The following is a 24324-nucleotide window of genomic DNA, read 5'->3' as shown; positions in this document are numbered from 1 at the left end:
TGATATCTTAGAATTATTATGTTAATATTAATACATAATAACAATATAAAAAATCTCTGATGAGAGTCCACTCTTATCAAGAGTGTCTTATAGGAAAGCTAGGAGTAAGTCGCCAAACTTATGAACTCCTGGCTTTTTTTCATTTTATTTTCGATTTCTTTATTTAAATTTTAGCATATTTTTATGTTTTAGTATATATTTTAATCTTAGTCTACATTAAATATGATCTATCATTACAATAGCTACTACTTCCTGTAATTGTGCTTATTAAAATAATACTTTTTTACAATTTGAGCCTTAAATGTTACATATTATACTTTATAATCAACTTGTATTCTAGTTATCTAAAAAAGAATTATATTTTTTAAACAATTTTAAGTTAAATTATTTTTTATTTTTTTTTACTTTATTTTCTTTATCATATTTCTTTACCATATCATAAGTATTAAAATCACTTGGCAGATTAGCCTTTGTGGTACTTACTGTGCTTTTAACTAAGTTACCTATTGTCTTTTGAACTGTCGTATTTTTTAATACTGATACCGACTTTAATATATCTAATTCATCTTCTTCTAAATATATAGTAAGTGCAACTTTTTTTACTTTTTTTTCTTCTTTCATAGCAAGTAAGTTTACACCATCAAGATCTATATCTAAATTATTTTCTATAACTGAATCAACTTTGTTTTGATAATCATTTTTTCTTATTTTTATATCTTTTACATCTTCTTTAAATATATCTAAAGCCATCTATAAAATCTCCTTATCCTTTAATTCTTGTATAAACTCATTAAAGTCACTTCTAACCTTATGCGCTTTTTTTGTTTTTCTACAATAGTCCTCTAAGTCCATTTTATTTAAAATAGAATTTCTAACTACTGTTGTTTCACTTATCTTAGCTTGTAATAAATCTTGTTTTATATTTTCAAATTTATCTAAATAAGTATTAAATAAATCACCTGTACTTAATTTTCTAGATGTATATGAGTTTATCACTACAGCTCTTTTCGTTTTTAGTTCTACATCTAAAAATTCTAAGTCTTGTTTAAACTTTTGGAAGAATAACTCACACCCTCTTATTGATGCTATATCCTGATACTCTATAGGAGTAATTATTGAATCTGATATTAGCATAAAATTTCTAGCTATAAGATCATATGATGGTGATAAGTCTATAAATATATAATCATATTTTTCTATAGTATCTATGTTATTTTTAAACCATCTCCATACTGCCTTTTCTCTTCCCATTTGAGTAGATAAATATTCAGATAAAACACTTAAACTAATATCACTTGGGATTAGGTCTATGTTTTCAAATTCTTCTACTGGTGATTTTAGTATTACTTCATTGGCAGTTATATTTTCTGTTAGCATTTGAAATAATGTCTTGTCTTCGTGAACAACTTTATACAAAAACTGTGTTAGATTAGCCTGTGTATCTGCGTCGATTAGTAATATTTTTTTGCCTTCTTTACTTAATTTCATCGCTGTAAGTATAGTTAGTGTTGTTTTTCCTACTCCACCTTTTACGTTGAAAAATGAACATATTTTCATAATTTATACCTCATTTGTATTTAATTTGTAAATAATTTATATTTAATTCATATTAACTTTATTTTAACATCTTTTTAGATTTTTTTTCAAATTATTTTTGGTTTTTATTAACTTTATTCCACATATACTTTGATACTATTGCCTCTATTTCAATGATTATATCATTCTTTTCTTTCTTTCCTTGGTAATTAAATATACCAATATAGTTTTTATTTTTTAAAATATAATCTACCTTTTGTTTTGAAAATCCATACTTGGCTCCTATTTTAGCTAATGAAATACCCTTGGACCTTAGTTTAAATATATCTTTAACTATTTTAGCTTCTTCTTCATTTATTTCAAATTGACCCTGTTTGTTTACTTTATATCCAAGGGAAGGCTTACCTCCAACCCATTTATTTTCATTTAATCTTGCTATTCTTCCGTTATGAGTTCTTTCATTAATTATTGCTCTTTCAAACTCTGCAAAGCTTCCTAGCATTTGTAGGAACAACATCCCTTGAGGAGTTGAGGTATCAAACATTTCTGTAACACTTACTAAGGCTACTTCATATTCCTGCAGCTCATAGATCATCGCCAATAGATTATATAAACTCCTGTGAATTCGGTCATTTTTATAAACTATAATCATATCTATATCATTTGTCTTTATATAGTCCATCATTTTATCATACTCTGGTCTATCTGTAGATTTACCTGATACAGCTTTATCTATAAAAACTTTATCTATCACGATATCGTGAAGCTTAGCATACATTTTAATTTTATCTTCCTGGTCCTTAAGCGAAGTATTATCTACTTGCATTAATGTAGATATCCTACAATAACCTACTGCTCTTTTCTTCATCTTTTCCTCCAAATGTCTGTTACTATAATGTCATTGAATAATTTTTATTACTTAAATATCTATTTATTAATAAAAATAGGAATATATTTATACCCCTATTTTTTTATGTTTTTGATTTTTAATTATTCAAAATCACTAAAGTTCAATGTATATATATCATTTAGTACGTTATTTAGTATTTTTAAATCTTTTATTATCTTTCTGTTGGCAATCGCAGAAATGTATAAAAGAAGATATAATAAGGTACTTATAAATACAAATGATATAGCTATAATAACAATTGTAGTTATTATGCTTTCTTGAGATAAATTCATATTTGGTTTATCAGTAGTTATAAATATACTAACAATAACTGCAAATACAGGATATATAATTTTACTTGCAATCGATATGAACTTCTCTGTATACTCTGTTGGTTTTTCTAGACTTCTTATCTCTTCTTCACATTGGAATATTAAATTCTTTACCTTTTTTCTAGAGTAAACTTTAAATTCATTTTTTAATATATTTCTAAATATATTAATTCTTTTATAGTAGTTATTTTTGTTATCTCCATATTTTCTTGTATTTATTTTCTCTAATGACCAAATGCAAGCAATCATAAAGCTATACATTAGTAGTAAAAGTAATGTAATAAAATTACTATTAATATTTTTATAATTCATAATGTAATATATAGTTATAGCCATAATTATTATAAGTATTAAAACAAATACAGCTAATTTTCTTTTAGGATATATTTTTATATCTCCTTGTTTTATATTGTGATCCATATTTTTATATGCATCTGATAAAAGATATATAAGATTACTCATATTTACTCCCCCTCCCATTATTATTTTTTATGTAGATATTAATCCTCTAAGTGTGCTATTTTAAGCTTAAAAAGTCAAGTTTATCGGCTCAAACTTGACTTTTAAAATTCAATAAATTCTATTAACTTAAGCATTTACAATGTATTAATCATAAATATCATTAGTTATTTTTTTATTTTTATATAATCTATTTTAATTTATTTATAAAAGTTTGTCGAATTGTAAAAAAATCATATTTATTTCTATTACATCTATGTTATTTTAGATTAATTACAATATAGTTAAATTTAACGTTTAAAAGTATGTATTTTTTGATGTTAATTTGTTATACTTATAATATAATAAATTAAATAAGGAGTGATTTTATGAATGCTATTAAATTAGATTATAGTAACTTAACTTCAATAAAAGATGTACTTGTATCTTTAACTACTTTAAATAGAGGTGGTTGTTCAAAAATACTTGATGACTTAAAAAGTCTAAAAGATAATGGTATTAAATTTATATCTAAAAATAATAATGTTGAAGGTATTATAATGAGCTGTGAATATTTTGATTCTATAAATAAACAACAATTTGAATCAGAAAAATTAATAAAAGAATTACAAGCTAAAATAGAAAAATATGAAGATGAAAGAATATATTTACTGACTAAGAAACGATTGAATGATTTTAATCCTAATGAAAGTATCTCTAAAGAATCTATGATGCAAATAAGTGGTATTACTCAAGCTGAAATAGATGCTTGTGGTGAGGTTGATTTTGAGTAATCAATGGATATATAAATTTTCAAAACTTAGTCAAAAAGATATGCAAAAAATTGATAGGCAAATAGAGTTAAGAGTATATAACGTTTTGGATAGAGTCATTTTAAACCCTTTACCAAAAAGTGAAGGTGGATACGGTAATCCACTTCATAAGCCCTTACAGAATTGCTTTAAAATAAAGTTAAAAGCTGATGCTATAAGGGTTACATATAAAATTGATAGAGAACATAAAGAAATACATATTATTGTTATAGGCTCAAGAAATGATAATGAAGCCTATGATGAAACAGAAAGACGTTTAGCTCTTGATTTAGAATATGACTTATAAAATATAGAAGAGAATATCTGCAATTGTAGGTGTTCTCTTCTATTTATTTATTAGCAAGAACTTTACAAAAGCAGTCAAGTTCTGCACCCCCAGGGGTTTTTGAGGGAAACAAAGTTTTCCTCTTGCTATTTTTTAATTCTCATATAATTTATTTTAATTTATTTATCAAAGTTTGTCGAATATATAAAAATACATAAAAATAGAGGGCAATGCCCTCCATCTATAATTTATTTAGATTCATCTTTTAATGATTTTACTTCTTCTACAGTCAGACCAGTCTTATTAGCTATCATCTCTATTGTTAAGACCTCTAATAAATTCCTAGCTATCTCTATTGTTTTTTCTCTTTTCGCTTCTTCAATAAGGCTCTTTCCTATTTCAGTCACTCTTAACTCCTCCATCTGTATCTTTATATCTATCTATAATAAAATCAGATGATTTCCTATAGTTTTCATTGTTATCCATAGTGATCACATCCTTTATAATAATTTAACTTATATAAATATAATAAACTAGCTATTTCAATTGCCTTCTCTCTAGCTCAATCTTTTTTTAGATAATTCTAATTTCTCAATTACTTTACTTTCAGGATTTTTCACTAAAAAACTTCATAATCACTAGAGTCATCTGCCTCACCTGTTATACATGTAAAGCATCCTTCAAAACCACTGACAGCACTACCTAGTGCCCAAATAGTTTCACCACACTGACAACATTTAGATCCTGACTTTTTATTTTCTAAGGATTCATTTAATCTACTTATTACATCTTCTATTTTTTCACTCTTGTTACTTTCTACATACTTTTTAGCAAATTCTTCAACTTCTATTAATATCATTGTCATACATTCTCCTTGCTTTACACTTATATTTCTATTTTATATATACTTACTATTTAATATCTGTTCTAGTATATCATCACTTAATCTAAAAGCTCTTTTTAAATAATCTTTACTACAACCTTCTTTATAGCATCCTTGAACTATAGTTTCTCTAGCCATATTTTTCACTTCTTCATCAGTACAGTTTGGAAATTCAATATCTATTTCTTTGCATCTTTCACTAATTCTAATATGTTCTTCTCTTATTCCTTTTTCTATAGCATTCCAAATACTACTTACAAAGTCTCTATTTCCCATTTCTACCGATAGATAGGATAAATTACCATCTTTTTGTTTCAGCTGTGCGTATGTTATACGATCCATACTCTCTATCATTTCTTTATATATATTCATATTTACCTCTATAGCATTTTCTCTCTTACCTCGTTCTATTCCTTCTTCGATAAGACTCTTGCCCATTTCAGTCACCATAAGTCCCTCATTTACTTTATTTATTATTTCTTAAAGCTTCAACTTCTTCTTCAGTTAAACCTGTCTTTTCAGCTATCATTTTTGTAGATAATAGATCTAATAAACTTTTAGCTATTTCTATTGTTTTTTTTCTTTCGCCTTCTACGATTCCTTCTTTTTTACCTTGCTCTTTTCCTTCTTCAATAAGACTCTTCCCTATTTCAGTCACTCTTAACTCCTCCTTTACCTTTTCTAAATCTTTACCACTTAAAAATTTATTAGCAAAAGCATATAAAATAGATTCCATATCTCTTTTATATGGACTTGTTATTTCTTTACTTAACTTTATTGCCTTTAATATCTTTTCACTCTTATCCATTTTACCACCCATAACTGGTGTAAATGTAAGCTTTATTATATCTTGCTTATCTATATCTTTCCCACAAGATAATTTCTCTATTATATCATCAAATACTTTGTCTCCATCTTCATTTACCATAGATATAGCTTCTACTTTATAAATATTCATACCACATTTATATTCACTAACTGGATTTTGGATATCACCTGAGTAAACAACATATGTAATAACTTCTTTTTTAGTTTGATGATTTAGTAATGATTCATAAGTTCTGAATCTCATTAAATCCTCGACACCTTTATTCGTTGTCTGGAACTCAAAATGTATGTAGCTATCATCTTCCATTAAAAATGTATAATCCATATACATATTCTTGCTTTCTAAAACAACCAATTCCGTTGGACCATTGTCTTTTACTTTTTTATCTATTCCAAAGAACTTAAGACCTTCTTCTGCAAAAATATCCATTGCTCTTTTCATTATAAAATCTTCATAATTGGGCTTTTTCATTAGCTCACCACCTTTAGTTTAACTTTATATTAATATGATAACATTGTACAAATTCTCCTCATAACTCTAAAAATTAAAAAAAGTACCTAACATTAGATTAGATACTTTTATAATTCGTTTAAATGTATTTTTGTTCAAAGTAAAAAATCTTCTAGTCAGAAACGGCTGAATACAAAACCGTTGGTAAAATCTCTGCACTTTACTTATCTTACAAAGCAAGTACGTCATAGATTACTATAACATATCGCATTGCAATATATTATAGTTTTATTATATACAAATTAGATGTGTTTGTATACACACTTTTTGATGCTCTATATCTTCTCTTTTCTCGTCTATGTTCAATCTTAAGTGCCTTATTTTATTAATTTAAATATTACCTATAGTGTATGAATATTCTATTGATCAATTTTTTCAACTAACATTGAAGGAATCGTAATATCTCCTCCCATAGTTGATTGGTATGTAATTACATCTGCACTTATACCATAAACAGTTATATTGTCATTTTCTAAAATCCTACTTGATACTAAACTTTTATCGTATACACAATATATTATTTTATCATAATTTCCACCAACGGCTAATCTAACCTGTACTTCTGAGTCACCTTCCATAACTTGAACTACTTCACCATTGAACTTAATTTTTTTACCTAAATTATCTTTAGGATTTCTAGCTAAACTATCATAGCTTATACCAGTATCATAACCTTGTTTCTCTTTCTCTTGTGCTAATCTTTCTTGCTCCTGGCGTGCTTTCTCTTCCTGAGCTTTCTTCTCTGCTTCAATTCTAGTATTTTCGTCAGCTATCTTTTTTTGTTCTTCTTCCTTCATATCAAACCAAGGTTTAGCTTGATCAATCTTAGCATTTAATGTTTCAATTTCATCATCTTTACTTGAAATATCTTGGTTTAAACTTGTGACACTAGCACTAAGTTCTTTATTTTCTGCTTTAATTCCATTATGACTAGAATCAGAGCAAGCTGGAGATATTACCACCCCCATAAATATACCTACTACTATACCTCCTAAAATTGCAAATACTGTTTTTTTGTTCAAATTTTTAATTTTATCCATAAAACTCACAATACACCCTCCAATATAAAATAAATTTTATCCCTCAATCTAATTATATTTGTTAAAAAATAAAAATACTGTAGAATCTTAGTATTTAGTTTAAAAATAGGGCATAGATACTCGATTAAGAATATCTATACCCTCTTTTAATACATTTGCAAATATTCGTAATTGTTTTGTTTAAATAGATTTAATCTTAATTAAATCTATAATAAAATAAACATTAAATAACTTTTAAAAATATATTTAATTTATTTAAAATATTGTAAGGATATATCACCTTTTTCCTCAGCATTTTTAAATGCACTAACTTTATTTAAAAGAGATTCTTTTCTTCCCTATTTTAACACAAACATAAAAATTAAAAGACACATATAAAATATGTGCCTAATCTAACTTCCAAATATATGCCTTTTAAATTCTTCAAACTCTCTTTTCATTTTATCTAAATTTGTATTACCCGATATATCTTCTATAAAATGTAAAACTAAAAGAAAATCTATACACTCATCTAAATAATCCTTAGTCCACCCTTTAGGCTCCATTAGTTCATATATATACTTAACATCTAATCCATCTTCAAAATTAGAGATAAAAGAGTATATAATTCTATGATCAAATTCTAATGTAATATTTAAACTATTATGCATCATAACAATATGGTTACTATTTTTATAGGCTAAATCATGCCTTATATTTTTAACTATCATTTAATCCTCCTCTTTAAATTGAGACTTACAAATTCTGCACCCCCATAGGTTTTGAGGGAAACAAAGTTAGTTACTTGGAGTTTAAATTTTCATTTATAATGTAGTTTTTATCTATTATTTGATATTTTATTAAAGTTTCTAAGGTTTTTTCTATTTCTATTTTTAATTGCTCTTCAACATATCCTGCTCTTATAAATTTACCTCTTAGCAAGAACTTGACAAAATCAGTCAAGTTCTGCACCCCCAGGGGTTTTTGAGGGAAACAAAGTTTTATGCTTCTAAGCTTGGCGCAAGATAAAACCCACTATCCAGAAAGCTTTTTTGTAAGAGATGATAATATATATATCAAGGATCAAGATGTTTTTAATATAGTTTCAATTGAAGAAATGGAAAAAAATAAAGCTAAGAAACCAAAAAAAGCATCTAACAAAAGTTAGATGCTTTCACATTTCATTGGAATGTATTTTTTGTTCGAAGTTAAAACTTCTAGTCAGAAACGGCTAAATACAAAAAACCGTTGATAAAATCTCCGCACTTCACTTCTCTGACAAAGCAAGCACATCATAGATTAATATAATATGTTGCATAGAGTGCAACATATTATATACAAACACAATGTGTTTGTATACACATTTTTTTCACACTTTTTGTGTATAAAACGTGTTTTACGTACAATTTGTATAAAATCTATTCTATTTAATTAATCTCTCTTAATTCCAAAACTCCTTATAGTCTTCTCTAAAGTCAGTCAATGTTTTTAAATATCTACTTAGTGAGCTGTAATCACCAATAGAACATAGATTTAGAGAATTTCTATATAAATCTTCCGTATCCCAAGATACTATTACTATAGGTAAATTATTTTCTAGCATTTGTTTTAACATTAAAAATCTACCTATTCGCCCATTACCATCTTGAAATGGATGTATTAATTCAAATCTATAGTGAAACTCTGCGATATCATCCAATGTAACATTTTCAAGGTTATAATACCACTCTAGTAGTTCATCAAGCTTAGGCTCTACTTCAAAAGGCTGAGCTATCTTTGCATTGGTTCCTATGATCATATTAGGTATTGTTTTATATATTCCTGAAAATCCTTTTGCATGTAATGTAGTATTGAACATTAAACTTGAATGTAAATTCTTTAAAAAACTATGACTTATCTTTGTTCCTAATGTTTCTACTATTGTGTCAAATACATAGCTAGAATTAACTGTTTCTTGAACATCATCTAATGTATGCTTACCTGTTACAACATTTTTATCTAATAATAAAGCCAGTGCCTCAGTGGTAAATGTACTCCCTTCTATTCTATTAGAATGATATAAAAAACTATGCTTTAATATTGCATATAGTGAGTTTTTTAAACACTTTGTTTCTAGCAATGTATGTAAAAATTTATTATCCATTTTATAAGCTCCTTTTATCACATATTAATTTTATTATAGCACTTTAGAGTGAAAAGGTATTTCTCATCTCCTAGTTCTAATTGTATTATTGTGCCCCTTTCATTCAAATATCAATTCCACTTGTAGGTTGTGATATTGATATATAAAAACTAATTTAAAATTCACTTTATCGTGACTTCTACCAAAACATTTCAATATTTTTTTTATGCTCGATATCCTCTTTTTCCTCAATTTTGTACTCAACAATCTTATTATCCAAAGTACCCTTGAAGAACTTGTATGAAGTCGCTTTAATAGTCTCTACATCATCTCTATCAAGAGTTACCATTACAGTATCATTAAAAGCTTTCTCCATGTATTCATTCTTAAAATCAATTCCTTTAAAGTCCAATTTAAAACTTCTTAAAGTACCTTTGGTAAACAGGCTTTCATCAGGAACAAAAGGCTCAAAAGTACTTTCTTTTGACTCATTTATATCTTCTCCTTGAGTACTAAACTTAGGCTTTAAAATAGCCTCTTCTTTATCAGTACTAATAACATTCTCCAGCGTTACTGCAACTTCTTCACTTGATATCTGTATTAGACTATCTTCCTTAGTAAAATATTTTCGCTTGTCCAAATCTTTTACAATAAAGTCAATCGAATCAACTTTTCTACCTACTTTATTTTCTTTTATATCTATTTCAAAATATCCTGTTTCATTAAGCTCTTTTATAGCTGGAAGTATAACACGCCTTTTGAAATCATTGTATTTTCCATATTTATCATCTAACATCAATAATTCCTTTATATCATCTATTTTATAACTTATAGTATCTTTAGTTCCACTCCAAAGCCTTAATAAATCATAAAAACGCTGTGCATATGAATTATTAAGAGATAACCAAATTTGAACATTAATAGGAGTATATCCCATCTTTAAATACTCTTTTAATAAATTATGTATCTTTTCAGACGCTTCAATATTAAATATCCCTAATTCGTCGTCGTACTCATATCCATTTATAAATCCATATGCTCCCCACAAGCTACCTTTTTTATTTTTCTTTTCTTCTCTGAAGTATATAGGCTTTTTTCTTAGTTCTTCTAAAATATCTAATATACCTTTGATTGTATTTTTTTCCTTAAATTTAACTATATCTTTAAACTCCAAGTGGCTAATTGAACAAGTCAGTATTCCATCTGATTTTTTTTGAAGTTTATATAGCATAGATAAAAATATTCTATTTTCGACCAGACTTAGGCTATATCTAGCTTTTACTAGCATATTATTTTTCATTAATACACGATTATTCTCTAGTTCTTCTATAAGGTTCATATTTATTTTCCCCCTTACTTAATTATATTTATAGATTATCAAATAGCATCAATTGCGTCAACTTTTTTATTGTTGTCGCTTTTTATACCCCTAATATGTCGTAGTTACTCCCTGATTTGTCGCTTTTATTCCCTAATACGTCGTAGTTAAATCCCTGATTTGTCGTCTTTAATCCCTAATACGTCGTAATAAATCCCTAATATGTCGCTTTTAAAGCTCTTAACAATAGTATTTCCAAGGGGTTAGGGCATGTCTAAATACTATTAAATACTATTAAATACTTTTTTAAATACTAGTAAAGACTAGTAAAGGTCTTTTTTCTGCTCTTTTCTGTCCTATTTTTAGATATAAAAAAATTAATACTATCATTTAATAGCATGATAAAATATATTTATACGCTACTAGAAAACTAAAAGGAGTCATTTTAAAATAATTATGGAAAAGAAAAAATACTTTATATGCCCATTATGTAATGTAAAACATAACCTAAAAAAAATGAAAACATCTGATATGATGATGGTAATGATACGTTGTAACTGTGGAGCTGATTCAATGATACAGGTTAAAAATGGATATCATGTACCTTCTAAGAATGGAATTAAGAAAATCCTGTAAATATACAATTTAATCAAGTTCTGCACCCCCAGGGGTTTTTGAGGGAAGCAAAGTTACTAAAAAAAGGCAGATTTCTCTGCCTTTAATGCTTATAATCTCGTGAATATATCTAATATTTTAATTTTATCTTTTCAAGTTAATCCTAAAGAGCTTTTAAAAATTTGCAATTACAGGTATCTCCGGATATTTACTTATAAACTCCTCTAAATCTACTACATCCACAGCTGTAATTACTTCCTTTGTTATAGTATCACCTCTAAGATTAAATGGTAAATTATTATCTAACATTTTTTTTATTTTACGTCTTATTTTTCTATCTATTAAAGGCTCGTTTATTATAAGAATATAATGAATAGGTTTATTATCTGGATTTTTACCCTCAACCAAGAGTATAAGCAGTGTGTGTAAGAACTTATTTATTAAGTTTGTATTAAACTCAATAGGGTTATTTCTCCTTTTTTCATATAATCCATTAGGGTTACTCGTTCCAGGAACATCTGAGTTTTTATACTCAATAAATAAGATCATTGTTTGCATTTCAGCTACAAAATCCACGTCATTCAGATTAGATTTATTTGCTATGTTATGGTATTGATATACATCAATAGACTTTGTAAAATCAAATGTAAAATGCCCATTTTCATCCCTTATAAGTTTTTCCATGAATCATCCTCAATACTTTCTATAACCTCTTCATATAAATCGAAGTCAGAATCAATAATAGAATTATTCTTTAACTTTCCAAAATACTCCTTATAATCTACATCTATCTTATCATCTTCCTTATATAAATTATAAAAACCTACTGAATTCTTATCTTCTCTAAATAACTCTAAGTACTTAGCCAAATTATAACTATGTGTAGCTATAAATATTTGAACTCCCTCTTTTTCCATTGCTAATAATATTTTTGCAAGTGTTGGTAATAGTTCTGGATTTATATTTGCATCTGGTTCATCCCAAATAAATACACTACCTTTTTCTATAAGTCCATTCTTTATAAGTTTCCAAAGTAATCCAAACTTTCTTAACCCTTCTGCTTCAAGAGAAAATTCTATTTTTTTAAATTTCTTATTTATATAAAAATTACCATCTTCATTGACTACATCTCCACCTATAATTCCGGATATAACATCCAGTATCTTAAGTGATGATTGAGATAATTTTTTAGCTTCTGGAAGCTCTGCACTTGTTATTATATCAATGTATGTTTTGTCAAATGGTATATCAAATCTATTATTTAGCGCTAATAATCCTTTTGAGTGTGACAATATCTCCTTAGCAGGTATAAATGTGTAGTCTGGCGAATCATTTAGTAAATCTCCGATATAACCAAATGATTCATAATAATCAACCATAGCATCATCTAAATCATCATCATCCTTAGCTATATTGATACTATATTCTATGCTCTCTAATGATGAATTTTTAAACTCAATCTCAACACAAGAAACAATCTCAGCATCAATATCTTCACTCCACACTGTTCCAACATGATGATTTTCATTATTTATCAATCTATTTACATTAGATCTAAATAAAGGCATGCTTATTTCCTCATTGAAAAACTTTGTCTTTGTAACAGGTCTAATTCCATAAATTAATTTTAATAAATGTGTTTTTCCCGTTCCATTTTGTCCAATAAATACATTTATACCTTCATTTAATTGAATTTTTATATCTTTAAATACAGTAAAATTCTGTATATGTATTTTATCAATTATCAAAGTAATCCTCCTTCTAAAATTATATCTAGTTTTGTACCGATATTATATTAATATTATATATCACATTTGAGTAAATCAAAACATCTAAGATAAGTTACTTCCTTAAAGCGGAATAAACCCTATCAGCCATAAACTCCATCAACACACCACTTAACTTCTCATTAGTTAATAAAGTCTCAAAGAATTCCTGATTCCTATCAAGCCCCTCTATAACAGATTTTTGGTACTCCTCATTAAACGAATACTTAAAGTTGTCTATAGTATTATTCTCAGCTCTTCTTTGTAAATCCTCTGATGTCTTTAAAATCTCCTCCACCTGCATTGCTGCAAGTACTTCAGTCTCTCCAAATTCAACATTAAACAGCTCATTTATCTCTTTTATAATATGAGACAATGCATCAAATTCCTCTTGAACTCCACCTACTGTAATACTTGAATTATGCTTAACTTCTCCACCATATTCTATTTCTGTTTCTCTTACCTCTCCTACCTTAACTTGATGGAAGTTTTCCAAGCTAACCTTATCACTTATATCTATTTCATCTTCACTCTCAACCTCTATAGCCTTAACTAAAAACTTAGAGAATATATATAACTTATGAAGCTCTACATCTTCAAAATCTGAAATTTGTATCATAAGAGAATAGAAATTAGTAAACTTTCTTAACACAGCTCTTATCTCAAGTACATCCTCATTATTATATCGATTAACTCTCTCAAGAGCCTTAGAAACATAACTTATCTGCTGCTGTCTATCCTTACTTGTTTTCTTTTCTTTGTAAGCCTTTGTAATAAATTTATCAACTTCATCTTTATTTATAATATTGAAATTTTCTATCTTTCTTTCTAAGTCATACACTAGGTTAGGATCTAGTGTTTCAACTAACTCAGTACACTCATAAAACGTTGAGAATGACTTTTTAATATCCTCTAAATCATTCTTAAAATCTAATATAAAGGTATCATCCTTACCTGCACAAGTTCTATTTAATCTACTTAAAGTCTGAACAGCCTTAACCCCTCTTAACTTCTTATCTATATACATCGTATGAAGTAGAGGCTGGTCAAATCCAGTTTGATACTTATCAGCAACTAATAAAACCTGGTAATCCTCTCCTGCAAATCTATCTGGTACCTCTTCTTCCTTAAATCCATTCATCTTTTCTTCTGTAATATCTTCATCAAATTCATCTACAGTAACTTTCCCTGAAAATGCCACAAGTGCATTGATATTTTCATATCCATTTTCTTTTACATATTTCTCAAATGCTAATTTATATTTAACAGCACTTTCTCTTGATGATGTAACAACCATAGCCTTGGCACGACCACCAATCTTATGCATTACATTATCTTTGAAATGCTCTATAATAATCGCTACCTTCTGAGATATATTAGTTGGATGAATATCTCTACTTTTCGCTATTTTCCTTTTAGTCTTAGATTTTGGAACATTTACATCCTTCTCAACTAATTGCCTAACTTCAAAGTAAGTTTTGTAAGTAACATAGTTTCTTAAAACATCTAATATAAAACCTTCTTCAATAGCTTGTTTCATAGAATATAAATGGAATGCCTCTTTCCTATCTGTACCAGGTACAGGGTGTCCAAACATATCTAATGTTGATGGCTTTGGTGTAGCAGTAAATGCAAACATTGATATATTAGCTTGTTTACCATTTCTTTTAATTTCATCTACTATAAGATCATCTAATTTATCTTCATTTTCTGCTTCTATTATTTCGTCACTTGTAAGTGCTTTTGTTACTGCTTCCATATTTTTACCAGAAGTTGAAGAATGTGCCTCATCTATTATAATCGCAAAGTTCTTATTCTTTATTGCTTCTATCTTATCTAGTATATATCTAAATTTTTGAATAGTAGTTACAAGAATTTTAGTACCGTCAGTTAGGGCATCTGCTAGCTGGTCACTGTCTCTATCCATAATACTTATAGTACCATCTTTATGATCAAGTCCAAGTACTGCATCTCTTAACTGTTTATCAACTACTTTTCTATCAGTCATAACTATAACAACATCAAATATATTATTATTACAATCATCATGGATACTCATAAGCCTATGACTAAGCCAAGCTATACTGTTAGTCTTACCACTACCTGCACTGTGCTGTATAAGATAATTAGAGCTTGTCTTATTTACATATACATCTTGTAGTAAGTTTCTAACAACATCTATTTGATGGTATCTAGGGAAAATTATATTTTTCTTTGGCTTTTTTCTTTTACCCTTTTCATCTTTTTCTTCTTTAATTTGAAGATATACAAACTTATCTATTAAATAAAGTAAAGTATCCTTAGATAAAATATCTTCCCAAATGTAGTGTACTCTTATCTTATCACCTGCATCTGGATTTCCTTTTCCACCATTGTTTCCTTTGTTAAATGGTAGGAAGAAAGTACTTTGCTTGTTTAACTTTGTAGTCATATATATTTCTTCCGTATCCATTGCAAAATGTACTATACATCTTTCATTAAATGTAAATAACTTTTCCTTTGGATTTCTATCGTTCATGTATTGAGTCTTAGCATTTTTTACACTTTGTCCTGATAAATTATTTTTAAGTTCAAAAGTTATTATTGGAATCCCATTTAAGAATAGAACTAAATCAACTCTCCCCTTTTTCTTTTTTACATCTGATTCATAGTCATTTTCGTTATATACAAGTTCTTCTGTTACTGAGAATCTATTTTTGTTGTATAGCTCTAATGCCTCTTTGTTGTAAGTTGTAGCAGGCTTTCTATACATTAAATATATAGTCTGTCCTCTATCCTTAAATCCTTTTTTTAATACTTCAAGTATTCCATAATCGCTGATTTCTTTGTTTAATCTTTCAATTATTTTTTCTTCAAGTTTCTCTTTGTATGTTTCTTTTAGTTTGCTCATTTGAACACTTTGAGTATCGTATAAAAACTCAAATAGCATCTTTGTATCAAGTGCATGAGTTTTGTTGTAGTTCTTGTTAAAACCTTCGATATATCCATTTTCATTTATTAAATATGATTTGATTATATCTTGGTAATTTCTCTCTTTTAAATCATTTAGTCTTATCATAATGTTCCCCCTAATCATTCACATTGTCGTGAATTTTACCAATACATATCAAGCTCTTTTTTATGAGCAATATCCTCAATTTCTTCTTTTTGATATTCAATAATTTTATTATCTAAAGTTCCTTTGAAGAACTTGTATGATGTAGCTTTAATAGTTTCTACATCATCTCTGTCAAGAACTATCATAACAGCATCATCAAAAGCATTTAGCATGTATTTATTTTTAAAATCAATAGTATTAAAGTCCCTTTTAAAACTTCTCAAAGTCCCTTTTGTAAATAATGTTTCATCAGGAACAAAAGGCTCAAAATCACATTCTTTTGACTCATTTATATTATCGTTTAAAGTATTAAAGTTCGGTTTAAAAACAGTTTTTTCTTCACCATCTATAATAGTATTATCTAGCATCACTGCAACTTCTTCAATCACTTCACTTGGTATTTCTTTTGTAGTATCATCTTTAGTAAAATACTTTCTTTTATCTAAGTCTTTTACGATAAAGTCTATAGAATCAACCTTTCTACCCACTTTATTTTCTTTTATATCTATCTCAAAATATCCGGTTTCATTAAGCTCTTTTATAGCTGGAAGTATAACCCTTCTTTTAAAGTCCTTAAAGTTCGGATACTTGTCATCTATCTGAAAATACATTTTTAAATCTTCTACTTTGTAATTAATAATATTCTTCGTTCCACTCCACATTCTAAGTAAATCATAGAATCTTTGAGCATATGTATTTTTTAACCCTAACCAAGTCTGTAATGTAATCGGAGTATATCCATCTATATATTGCATTAAAAGATTATATACTCTCTCTGGAACTTCAATTTTAAAAGAATCTGATTTATTATTATATACATATCCCATTAAAAACACATAAGAACCCCAATTTGTAGAGCCATCTTCTAAGTTTTCTTTGAAATATATAGATTTTTTCTTTATATCATCTAATACTTTTGTAACTCCATTTACAGTTGAATTTGTCCTATTTTTAAATATATTAGAAAAATCATCCCTATTTATAGTGCAAGATAATCCGTTCTTATTTTTTTGAATATTATATAATATATAAACAAATAACCTATTCTCATCAAGTGTTAAGTTGTATTTAGCAGTTATAAAAGCATTGTTTTTAACTAGCATTTTATTGTCCATAAACTCACCTCTTATTAAAGATTAACATACTTGAATTATTGGGACAACTATTTTAATTAGTCCTAACAATAACGTATTAATCTGTCCCAATTCAGTATTAATTTGTCCTAGTTAAATATTAATTTGTCCTAGTTAGCGTATTAATCCGTCCCAATAACGTATTAATCTGTCCTATTTCGGTATTAATCTGTCCCATTTAAGCTTTTCAACATAAGTTATTCCAAGGGGTTGGGATATGCCTAAATACTATTAAATACTATAAATACTTTTTTTAAATACTAGTAAAGACTAGTAAAGGTCATTTTTCTGTTCTTTTCTGCTCTATTTTTATAGCATTAAAAAAAGACAGATGACTCTGCCTTAATAAAAAATTGATTCGTCAAATTTTGCACCCTCGGGGGTTTTTGAGGGAAACAAAGTTTCCCTCTTTCTATGAAATTTATTTTATTATAAGTTTGTTACATCTATTTTTCCTGTTACTACTTCTGTTATTAGCTTTTGTTTAGCTTTTTTAAGTAGTTCTATTTGTTCTTCTGTTTTAGTTATTATCATATCTATATAATTAGTTTTTAAATTTAGAAACTCTATTATTTTCCTTTGCTCATCTATTGAAGGTAGTAAAATATTATAGTCCTCTATAAACTTTGTTGATATTCTTTTTAATCCTGCAACTCCATACATATTCGCTATAGCTTCATTCTTAAATTTATCACTTTGAATTACATAATATAAAAATTTTCTGTCTATAATATTTTCATCAACTCTTAATACATTCAATTCAGTTGAACCAAATCCAACTCCATTAGTAAGATTTTTAGCTATTGCCATATTTCCATTTTCAAAACATGGAGTTACTTTTGCAAAAACTATATCTCCCTCTTTAAAATACGTGTACCCTCCATATACCTCAGCTAGTTCTTTATCTGTATCTAGAATTAATGTATTTAAGCTTACATTTTCCATAGGTACAAAAGATACTTGGCTAGACTTAGATAATTTAACTTCTGATTTTTGTGGATTTATATTACAAATGTATTTAAGTCTATTAATGTCCCAATGACTTGGTATCTCACCAATCCACTCAACTCCACTATCTTTCATAGGAACATCTTTATCAAGACCTTTAGTAACAGTTTCTGATATAAGCTTAGTCCTAGAAGCTTTAAGAGTTTCTATAAGCTCTTCTTTTTTACTTATAAGAGTTTCTATTTGTGAAGTTTTTTTGTCTAAGTAATGTACTATTATTTTTTGCTCATTAACACTAGGGCATATAGTCGGAAAACTTTTTATAAATTCATTATTTACTATCGGTAATGTTGTAAAATTTGATGTTTTTAATAATGTATTAGTATTCATTTTTAACCAATAGTAAAGAAATTGAGGCACTATTTTTTTATTTGTTACTAACCCTGTAATTTGTTGATTAAATGCAGACTCTTCTTTTATCATAGCTACTTTTCCTAATGTTGCACCTATTCCAACAAGCAATACTGTATCTTTAGGTAATAACTTAGATTCATTTTTATCAATAGCTAATTTAGTTATGTGTCTATTACAATTGATTAGATATTTCTCATCACTAAAATCTCCTGGTGCAAACCATTTTATATCACCATCAAAAAATTCATCTATTGAAGTTGATGGTGTAGAACCTGTTTGAATTAATCTTAAAATATGTCTCATAGGCAATACATCCCATTGACTTGGTATCTCACCAATCCATTCAACACCACTATCCTTATACTCGCTATATCTATCCATCCTACTCAAAGACCTCCTCAAGCATTTTAGCTATCTCAGCCTCTAGCTCTTTAGCCTTTGTTATATACTCTTCATAACTTCCTTCATCTTCATACTTATAAAATAATCTAGTAAAAGGAATCTCTGCTCCAATCTTTGTCTTACTCTCATCAATTATTGCATCAGCTACATGTGGCTTTACTTCTCTTTCAAAGTACTCGTAAATATCTTCTTTAAAAGGTACTATCTCCGTATCTCTAAGCTCTGAATCTACTTCTACTTCACCTTTTTTATCGTAATATTTATGTGCAGTTTCATCTTTTTCAGACAGTCCCATCCATATAGCTTTTAATAACCCTGCTTTAACCTCTGCTACATCTTTGAACATATCTTTTATCACTTTTATAAATTCATCTCTATTTTTATAAACTGTATCTGATATATTTTCATTTAATATATTTAAAATTGTATCTTGAAGAACTTTTCCTTTTTCAAATTCTTCTATAGCTTTTTTATCTTTTGCAGTCTTTTTTATCTTTTCTACTAATTCACTATACGTATCTTTATCATGAAGCTTACTAAAAGCACTCTGAGAAGTCATATTTTCGATTCTAAGCTTATTGATAGCAAAGTTACGACTAAATGGTCTATCTATAGTTATTTGTCTGTATAAGAAGTCCTCATTGTCTAATATCTTACATACATCGCTATCTTTAAACTCATCATAAATTTCTGTTAATGTTACTATGTCTTCAGAAGTTATTTCATTTCTCTTATCCCCTAGACCTTTTCTCAGCCTTTTTCCAAAGTTTGTTGCATCTATTAACTGAACCTTACCTTTTCTTTTTTGCTCTTTTTCTTTAGCAATTATAAATATATATGTTGCGATACCTGTGTTATAAAACATTTGAGTAGGTAATGCTACTATTGCTTCTAGTAAGTCTTCTTCAAGTAACCATTTACGTATGTTACTTTCTCCACTTTCTGCTTTTCCACTGAATAGAGGTGAACCGTTGTGTATTATAGCTCCTCTACCATCATCTTCTAGCTTTGATATCATATGTTGTGTAAATAGTAATGCTCCATCACTTTTACCTGGAAGTCCTGCTCCAAATCTTCCGTTAAATCCTAGTGTTGTGTGTTCTTCATTTATTTTAGTAAAGTCATCATTCCAAGTAACTCCAAATGGAGGATTCATAAGGGCATATTTTACTTTTATTCCTTTTAGTCCATCATCTGTAAGTGTATTTCCAAGTACTATATTTTTAGAGTCTTGTCCTTTTATAAGCATATCTGCTTTACATATTGCATAAGATTCATCATTTATTTCTTGTCCAAATACTTCAATTTTTGTATCACTATTTAGAGATTTTATGTATTCACTTGCAACTGCGAGCATACCACCTGTTCCAGTTGTTCCATCATATACAGTTACTATTTTTCCATCTTGTGATAAGTCTTGGCTATCTTCATTAAGAAGTATGTTTACCATAAGTTTTATAACTTCTCTTGGTGTATAGTGGTCCCCAGCCTCTGCATTTTCTGAGAACTTTCTTATAAGTTCTTCGAATATATATCCCATTTCTGAGTTTGATACTGTTTGTGGATGTAAGTCTATTTGTGAAAATTCTTTTATTACATTGTATAAACGGTCTTTTTCATCCATGTAGTCTATTTCTTTATCAAAGTGTAGTTTTTCTATTATATCTCTTACTTCTGATGAGAATCCTTGTAAGTATGATTTAAAGTTTAGTTTTATCGAGTCTGGATCATCTAGTAATTTATTTAGATTGAATTCACTTTTGTTGTGGAATTTGTATCCTGATTTTGAGTTTAGTACTGCTTCTATATCAATCCTTTTTGCTTGTTCTAGTACAACTTCTTTTGTATCTTCTAGAACACATTCAAATCTTCTTATTACACACATTGGTATTATTACATCTTTGTATTTTTCAGGTTTGTATGGTCCTCTTAATTTATTTGCTATTTTCCATATAAAGTTAACTTGTTCAGTTATATTTACATTTGTGCTAAATTCATTCATTATCTATTTCTCCTATTTCTACTTATTATTTCGATAGCACTCTCTTTTTTTAGATTGTACAACTTTTTGTATATTATCTATAATATTATTTCATTTTATTTTTGAACTTCTACATCTAATTTCAAATGCACAAAAATAAAATGAAGAGCATGTGCTTTTCATTTTATTTCACTTAGTATCAATTTATTTGTATTTACTTTATTTATTATTTCTTAAGGCTTCAACTTCTTCTTCAGTTAAACCTGTCTTTTCAGCTATCATTTTTGTAGATAATAAATCTAATAAACTTTTAGCTATTTCTATTGTTTTTTTTCTTTCACCTTCTACGATTCCTTCTTTTTTACCTTGCTCTTTTCCTTCTTCAATAAGGCTTTTTCCTATTTCAGTCACTCTTAACTCCTCCTTTACTTTTTCTAAATCTTTACCACTTAAAAATTTATTAGCAAAAGCATATAAAATAGATTCCATATCTCTTTTATATGGACTTGTTATTTCTTTACTTAACTTTATAGCCTTTAATATCTTTTCACTCTTATCCATTTTACCACCCATAACTGGTGTAAATGTAAGTTTAATTATATCTTTAATATCTATATCATTCCCACTAGATAGCTTCTCTATTATTTCATCAAATACTTTATCTCCATCTTCATTAACCATAGATATAGCATTTACTTTATAAGTGTTTATACCACAATTATATTCACTAATTGGATTTTTGATATCACCAGAGTAAACAACATATGTTGTAACTTCCTTTTTAGTTTGATGATTAAGTAGTGCCTCATAAGTTCTAAATCTCATTAGATCATCTAATCCTTTATCAGTTGTCTGGAACTCAAAATGTATATAGGTGTCATCTTCCATTAAGAATGTATAGTCCATATACATATTCTTACTTTCTAAAACAACCAATTCAGTTGGACCATTGTCTTTTACTTTTTTATGTATTCCAAAGAACTTAAGACCTTCTTCTGCAAAAATATCCATTGCTCTTTTCATTATAAAATCTTCATAATTTGGCTTTTTCATTAGTTCACCGCCTCTAAGTTAATTATATCATTAAGTTATAACATCTATTTATTTATATTTCTCCATATATTCTTTTAAAGCCATTGATATTAAATCTTGCTTACTATAGTGCTTTGTATCACAGAATTCTTGCCAATCTTGATATATAAATTCATTTATTCTTATACTCTTTGGCTTGGGATTTAAGTGTTTATCATCTACTAAATTGATTATTATATGATTTGTAGTGGTTTCTGTAGTGGTTCTTGTAGTGGACTTATATTTCTCTAAAAACTCTTGTAAAACTTCAAAATTATTTTCTAAATATCCTAAAACTTGTTGCTGCTGCTTTGGCACTACAATTGTATTTTCGCCCTCTACAATTGTATTTATTACCTCTGTAGTGGACTTTGTAGTGGCTTCTGTAGTGGGTATATATTGTCTTTCTTTATTATTATATCTATATCCATTTGCTTTGACTTCTCTTTGTAGTGATTTTTCTCCGATTCCTATATCTTCTCTTATTCTTATTACGGTTTGACCTTCTTTTAATTTATTATTTAAATACTCTATCTTTTCCATAAAGTCTAGGTTATTAAATTGATCCTTATTCACACTATCACCTCTAGTTTATTATAAACTACAATTGTATTATGCTGTAGTGGTTTATTGAATTTATATAAAACTTAAGATTATTTAAGGTATTAATAGAATAGGTAGATAGTTGAAGAAGGAGCAAAAACCGCTCCTTCATCAACTATCTTTATTAATATGCTTGGGTCAAAACTATGGGGTCTAGTCTGACCTCACAGATTGCAGCAAAGAGCGCTGCAAACTGTGATGCCAGACTTAAAAATATACTGCTTGTACTATTGTCACTACAATTTATTACATATCCACTACAACCTATTTAGTTATATTCTTCCATGCCTATTTTATATAATTTTAGTAATTATTTTTTTCTTGCTACAGTACTATCTATATCATTACTTATATTACTATACCTAACTTTTATACTTATGGAGTTTGGCTATCGCCACCGCGCTTTCCGCTCCAATCTTAGTGAGCAAAGTACGCTCACTAAGGATTTCCACTACAATCGCTAACTCAAAAGATATCTCTAAATAAAGGTCCTAAACTATATCCAAAGTTAGTAATCTATAGATGGTTAATCGGCTATAGGAAGGCCTATCGGCCATGCCCCTCTGACTAATCCTCAACGCACGAACACGTCTCACGATAACATACTCCGCAAACATCATATTACATATCATGCCTGCTCCGTATCTTATCGCTCGCTTGTGTTCGTAGCTTTTGAGGATAGCCATTTGAGCGACCTGTCGGCGAAGCACTTCACTGCCCCGTCGCCCAATGCCCTGTGTGTTTATTTTTATTGGTACATGAACCTTACTTACTTTTTTAAACCTCCAAATTTTCAATAACCTACTACATAGGACCATTGAAGTTTATTGCTCCTATAAACTAATAGAGTGTACTTACTTGGTGTCGGTATTATAAATTATTGTTTGGAATACCGCATTGGATAAAACCGTTGCTCCGCTATCCAATGCTAGCCTTAATTGCTTTTAAAGCAGAATTTATCCTTGGTGCACTTGTTAGCTCTCATTCCATCAAAAACACCAAAAGCTCCTAATTAATTAGGAGCTTTTGCAGTTGAATCTATCATTTTATAAATTTCATCCCATGAATGGGTTCTTTTATATAGTTTAATATGTTTCACATTTTTCAAATTATGTAACAACTCTTTTGTATAATCATTTACTTCAATTTCTAGCAAATAATTTTCTCCGATTTTTCTTGGCTTTACTTTAGCAAATTCATAAGTTTCTTGATTTGCTAAAAAATCATATACTACCGATAACATTTCTTCGTTTAAATATCCTATCTTGCTACTTCCTATATAAATTTTATTCTTAGCTTTAATCATTGGCTTACCTCCTA

General features: G+C 28.0%; 26 protein-coding genes. 4 read left to right on the top strand and 22 right to left on the bottom strand.

Annotated elements, in window-relative coordinates; all coding sequences use genetic code 11:
• Window positions 1-384 precede the first annotated feature (384 nt).
• The 4 genes from ACRC03_RS05010 to ACRC03_RS04995 form a co-directional block, all read right to left on the bottom strand.
• The gene (locus ACRC03_RS05010) at window positions 385-750 is read right to left on the bottom strand and encodes a hypothetical protein (protein WP_438651464.1); all 366 of its coding nucleotides are present in this window, start codon (window positions 748-750) and stop codon (window positions 385-387) included.
• A complete protein-coding gene (locus tag ACRC03_RS05005) occupies window positions 751-1557 on the bottom strand; it encodes a ParA family protein (protein WP_438651463.1) in 807 nt (268 codons plus the stop codon).
• A 91-nt stretch (window positions 1558-1648) separates the two neighbouring features.
• The gene (locus tag ACRC03_RS05000; protein ID WP_438651462.1) at window positions 1649-2404 is read right to left on the bottom strand and encodes a recombinase family protein; all 756 of its coding nucleotides are present in this window, start codon (window positions 2402-2404) and stop codon (window positions 1649-1651) included.
• A gap of 122 nt (window positions 2405-2526) precedes the next feature.
• Window positions 2527-3219 (bottom strand): hypothetical protein, encoded by a 693-nt coding sequence (locus ACRC03_RS04995; protein WP_438651461.1) that lies wholly within the window; start codon window positions 3217-3219, stop codon window positions 2527-2529.
• Window positions 3220-3584: 365 nt separating this feature from the next.
• Here ACRC03_RS04995 and ACRC03_RS04990 point away from each other — a divergent pair, with 365 nt between their 5' ends.
• Window positions 3585-3989 (top strand): hypothetical protein, encoded by a 405-nt coding sequence (locus ACRC03_RS04990; protein WP_438651460.1) that lies wholly within the window; start codon window positions 3585-3587, stop codon window positions 3987-3989.
• Complete coding sequence (locus ACRC03_RS04985; protein WP_438651459.1) at window positions 3982-4314, top strand: type II toxin-antitoxin system RelE family toxin; 333 nt, start codon at window positions 3982-3984, stop codon at window positions 4312-4314. Before ACRC03_RS04990 ends, ACRC03_RS04985 begins: the two co-directional genes overlap by 8 nt.
• Before the next feature lie 227 nt (window positions 4315-4541).
• Here ACRC03_RS04985 and ACRC03_RS04980 read toward each other — a convergent pair whose 3' ends face one another.
• The 7 genes from ACRC03_RS04980 to ACRC03_RS04950 all read right to left on the bottom strand — a co-directional run bounded on the left by ACRC03_RS04980 (window position 4542) and on the right by ACRC03_RS04950 (window position 8497).
• Window positions 4542-4700 carry a hypothetical protein gene (locus ACRC03_RS04980; protein ID WP_438651458.1) on the bottom strand — a complete coding sequence of 53 codons (159 nt, stop codon included), beginning with the start codon at window positions 4698-4700 and terminating at the stop codon, window positions 4542-4544.
• A gap of 212 nt (window positions 4701-4912) precedes the next feature.
• Window positions 4913-5158 (bottom strand): hypothetical protein, encoded by a 246-nt coding sequence (locus ACRC03_RS04975; protein ID WP_438651457.1) that lies wholly within the window; start codon window positions 5156-5158, stop codon window positions 4913-4915.
• A gap of 33 nt (window positions 5159-5191) precedes the next feature.
• Window positions 5192-5626: a hypothetical protein gene (locus tag ACRC03_RS04970; protein WP_438651456.1), complete on the bottom strand. Its 435-nt coding sequence runs from the start codon at window positions 5624-5626 to the stop codon at window positions 5192-5194.
• Between the two features lie 16 nt (window positions 5627-5642).
• A complete protein-coding gene (locus ACRC03_RS04965; RefSeq protein ID WP_438651455.1) occupies window positions 5643-6476 on the bottom strand; it encodes a hypothetical protein in 834 nt (277 codons plus the stop codon).
• Window positions 6477-6874: 398 nt separating this feature from the next.
• Window positions 6875-7555, bottom strand: a complete 681-nt coding sequence (locus ACRC03_RS04960; protein ID WP_438651465.1) for a toxin regulator — start codon at window positions 7553-7555, stop codon at window positions 6875-6877.
• A gap of 392 nt (window positions 7556-7947) precedes the next feature.
• A complete protein-coding gene (locus tag ACRC03_RS04955) occupies window positions 7948-8265 on the bottom strand; it encodes a hypothetical protein (RefSeq protein ID WP_438651454.1) in 318 nt (105 codons plus the stop codon).
• 70 nt (window positions 8266-8335) lie between these two features.
• Window positions 8336-8497: a hypothetical protein gene (locus ACRC03_RS04950; protein ID WP_438651453.1), complete on the bottom strand. Its 162-nt coding sequence runs from the start codon at window positions 8495-8497 to the stop codon at window positions 8336-8338.
• 52 nt (window positions 8498-8549) lie between these two features.
• On the opposite strand from ACRC03_RS04950, the gene ACRC03_RS04945 reads away from it, so the two are divergent.
• Window positions 8550-8702, top strand: coding sequence for a hypothetical protein (locus ACRC03_RS04945; RefSeq protein ID WP_438651452.1), 153 nt, complete (start codon window positions 8550-8552; stop codon window positions 8700-8702).
• A 273-nt stretch (window positions 8703-8975) separates the two neighbouring features.
• On the opposite strand, the gene ACRC03_RS04940 is transcribed toward ACRC03_RS04945, so the two are convergent.
• Both ACRC03_RS04940 and ACRC03_RS04935 read right to left on the bottom strand, forming a co-directional pair.
• Window positions 8976-9677, bottom strand: coding sequence for a Fic family protein (locus tag ACRC03_RS04940; RefSeq protein WP_438651451.1), 702 nt, complete (start codon window positions 9675-9677; stop codon window positions 8976-8978).
• Between the two features lie 178 nt (window positions 9678-9855).
• Entirely contained in the window at window positions 9856-10995 is a 1140-nt protein-coding gene (locus ACRC03_RS04935; RefSeq protein ID WP_438651450.1) for a replication initiation protein, read from the bottom strand.
• A 435-nt stretch (window positions 10996-11430) separates the two neighbouring features.
• Here ACRC03_RS04935 and ACRC03_RS04930 point away from each other — a divergent pair, with 435 nt between their 5' ends.
• Window positions 11431-11610, top strand: a complete 180-nt coding sequence (locus ACRC03_RS04930; RefSeq protein WP_438651449.1) for a hypothetical protein — start codon at window positions 11431-11433, stop codon at window positions 11608-11610.
• A gap of 153 nt (window positions 11611-11763) precedes the next feature.
• On the opposite strand, the gene ACRC03_RS04925 is transcribed toward ACRC03_RS04930, so the two are convergent.
• The 9 genes from ACRC03_RS04925 to ACRC03_RS04885 form a co-directional block, all read right to left on the bottom strand.
• The gene (locus ACRC03_RS04925) at window positions 11764-12273 is read right to left on the bottom strand and encodes a hypothetical protein (RefSeq protein ID WP_438651448.1); all 510 of its coding nucleotides are present in this window, start codon (window positions 12271-12273) and stop codon (window positions 11764-11766) included.
• Complete coding sequence (locus ACRC03_RS04920; protein ID WP_438651447.1) at window positions 12258-13337, bottom strand: AAA family ATPase; 1080 nt, start codon at window positions 13335-13337, stop codon at window positions 12258-12260. Before ACRC03_RS04920 ends, ACRC03_RS04925 begins: the two co-directional genes overlap by 16 nt.
• 94 nt (window positions 13338-13431) lie before the next feature.
• On the bottom strand, window positions 13432-16413 hold the full coding sequence (locus ACRC03_RS04915) for a type I restriction endonuclease subunit R (RefSeq protein ID WP_438651446.1): 2982 nt from the start codon (window positions 16411-16413) through the stop codon (window positions 13432-13434).
• A 35-nt stretch (window positions 16414-16448) separates the two neighbouring features.
• Window positions 16449-17567, bottom strand: a complete 1119-nt coding sequence (locus tag ACRC03_RS04910) for a replication initiation protein (protein WP_438651445.1) — start codon at window positions 17565-17567, stop codon at window positions 16449-16451.
• Window positions 17568-18014: 447 nt separating this feature from the next.
• Window positions 18015-19328, bottom strand: coding sequence for a restriction endonuclease subunit S (locus ACRC03_RS04905; RefSeq protein ID WP_438651444.1), 1314 nt, complete (start codon window positions 19326-19328; stop codon window positions 18015-18017).
• Window position 19329: 1 nt separating this feature from the next.
• Complete coding sequence (locus ACRC03_RS04900; protein WP_438651443.1) at window positions 19330-21351, bottom strand: type I restriction-modification system subunit M; 2022 nt, start codon at window positions 21349-21351, stop codon at window positions 19330-19332.
• Between the two features lie 198 nt (window positions 21352-21549).
• A complete protein-coding gene (locus ACRC03_RS04895) occupies window positions 21550-22383 on the bottom strand; it encodes a hypothetical protein (RefSeq protein WP_438651442.1) in 834 nt (277 codons plus the stop codon).
• Between the two features lie 48 nt (window positions 22384-22431).
• Window positions 22432-22977 carry a hypothetical protein gene (locus ACRC03_RS04890; protein WP_438651441.1) on the bottom strand — a complete coding sequence of 182 codons (546 nt, stop codon included), beginning with the start codon at window positions 22975-22977 and terminating at the stop codon, window positions 22432-22434.
• A gap of 1039 nt (window positions 22978-24016) precedes the next feature.
• Window positions 24017-24324: hypothetical protein (locus ACRC03_RS04885; RefSeq protein WP_438651440.1), on the bottom strand; the 308-nt coding region annotated here is incomplete at its 5' end.

It is taken from the genome of Romboutsia sp. (assembly GCF_051659545.1).
Taxonomy (GTDB): Bacteria; Bacillota; Clostridia; order Peptostreptococcales; family Peptostreptococcaceae; genus JBOFOR01.
The sequence above is the reverse complement of the archived record's forward strand: the minus strand, read 5'-3'. Positions and strand labels throughout refer to the sequence as shown.